The sequence below is a fragment of the Microbacterium sp. MMO-35 genome (genome assembly GCF_037147555.1).
GTDB lineage: Bacteria > Actinomycetota > Actinomycetes > Actinomycetales > Microbacteriaceae > Microbacterium.
On record NZ_JBBCVH010000026.1, the window covers coordinates 1 to 1,973 of the forward strand.

The 1,973-nt window shown below is 63.6% G+C and carries 3 protein-coding genes; all 3 read left to right on the forward strand.

From position 1 onward, the window contains the following. Nucleotides 1–591: polymorphic toxin type 15 domain-containing protein (locus tag WFJ01_RS18975; protein ID WP_336630037.1), on the forward strand; the 591-nt coding region annotated here is incomplete at its 5' end. A 10-nt stretch (nt 592–601) separates the two neighbouring features. Next, entirely contained in the window at nt 602–1,162 is a 561-nt protein-coding gene (locus WFJ01_RS18980; protein WP_336630038.1) for a GAD-like domain-containing protein, read from the forward strand. Between the two features lie 13 nt (nt 1,163–1,175). After that, the gene (locus WFJ01_RS18985) at nt 1,176–1,736 is read left to right on the forward strand and encodes a T6SS immunity protein Tdi1 domain-containing protein (RefSeq protein WP_336630039.1); all 561 of its coding nucleotides are present in this window, start codon (nt 1,176–1,178) and stop codon (nt 1,734–1,736) included. The last annotated feature ends 237 nt before the right edge of the window (nt 1,737–1,973 follow it).

The following is a 1,973-nucleotide window of genomic DNA, read 5'->3' on the forward strand; positions in this document are numbered from 1 at the left end:
TTCGCGCATGCGGATCACAAGCTGCACCAGTTGACGGCGAACATGGACGGGCATCTCGACGACGTCATCCGCCAGGTCAAGGACAAGGACCACTACGACGGCAAGGTCGACGTCAGCGTCAAGAAGTTCAAGAGGAACAGGAATCACGACTCGGCCGAGTACACGAGGCAGTACGACGAGCAGATGGACACGCTGCAGAGGATGCCGCTGTCCGACTGGCTGAAGAACCGCATCGAGTACCTCGAGCAGGGTCGTACGTCGGACTCGCTCCGGGCGCAGCAGAACGCCCGTGACATGGCGGAGAACAAGAAGATCCGCGAGCTCTTCCAGGAGAACGGCGGAGATCTCGACAAGGCGACGAAGGACGCGGCGGACTGGATGAAGGGGCAGGCCGCGCTGCACCGTCTCGACGGCATCGCGGGCGGGAACGTCACCGACATCTCCCGGGTGGGCGACACGCGCATCAACTCCTCGCTGGGGTCGCAGTGGAAGAACCGTGTCGGCGACATCGATCAGGCCGTGATCGACTTCATGCACGCCAACCCCGGCGTCGACCTCGACAACACCTTCATCAACGTCGTCCTCCGATAGGTTGGGAAACATGGTTGAGATCGCTGATTTCGTTCCGCATGCGCCGGTTCCGGCGGAGATCATCGAGGAGTATCGGGGGCGGGTCCCTGATGAGCTGATCGAGATCTGGGAGACTTACGGGTACGGCACGTTCGCGCAGGGTTTCCTGCGGGTGATCGATCCGAAGCTCTATGAGGCGGAGGTCGGGGACTGCATCGGAAAGACGCAGGGCGATGGCGTCGCGATCCCGATCATGGTGACCGGACTGGGCGACCTGATCACATGGGAGCCCAGCCATCCCGGCGCGGTCGGGATCCTGTACCGCCGCGGCAAGACGGTCGGACTGGGGAGCCTGGATGATTTCCTGTTCCTCGTGAGCGTCGGCGCCGCCCAGACGCTGTCCCGGACGCTCGATTGGGACATCTTCCCGGAGGCGGTCGCGGCGCACGGTGAGCTGCCGTATGACCAGTCGTTCATCTTCGTGCCGCTGCTGTCGCTGGGCGGGGCGGCGAAGGTCGAGAACCTGCACAAGCGGGAGACGATCGCGTCGATCCAGGTCGCGGTGGAGCTGCAGGGCGTCATCGGCCACTGAGTCGAGTCGGTACATGGTTGAGATCGCTGATTTCGTTCCGCATGCGCCGGTTCCGGCGGAGATCATCGAGGAGTATCGGGGGCGGGTCCCTGATGAGCTGATCGAGATCTGGGAGACCTACGGGTACGGAACCTTCGGTGAGGGATTCCTGCGGATCATCGATCCGAAGCTCTACGAGGCCGAGGTCGGAGACTGCATCGGAAAGACGCAGGGCGATGGCATCGCGATCCCGATCATGGTGACCGGACTGGGCGACCTCATCACCTGGGAGCCGAGTCGACCCGGTGTGACGGGGATCCTCTTCCGCCGCGGTACGACGGTCGGACTGGGGACGTTGAAGTCGTTCCTCACGCTCGTCCGCCTCGACGGCGCCGAGGAGCTCTCCGATTCCCTCGATTGGGACATCTTCCCGGAGGCGGTCGCGGCGCACGGTGAGCTGCCGTATGACCAGTCGTTCATCTTCGTGCCGCTGCTGTCGCTGGGCGGGGCGGCGAAGGTCGAGAACCTGCACAAGCGGGAGACGATCGCGTCGATCCAGGTCGCGGTGGAGCTGCAGGGCGTCGTCGGCCACTGAGCGCCGGTGCGAAACGCCCCCTCATCGAGCCCGATGGGCTCGCCGAGGGGCGTTTCGACGTGGCATGGGTAGTTCTCCCCATCGCAGCCGTTCCTCCCGCCCCCGTAGAGTCCTTCTCGGGAGGTCGTGCTGTCGTGGGAATGATGTTGCCGAATGAGCTTGTCTGGGTGATGGAGAAGCTGGGTTTTGATTGGCCTGATATCGATGAGGATGAGGTCAGTAAGGGTGCGACTCTGG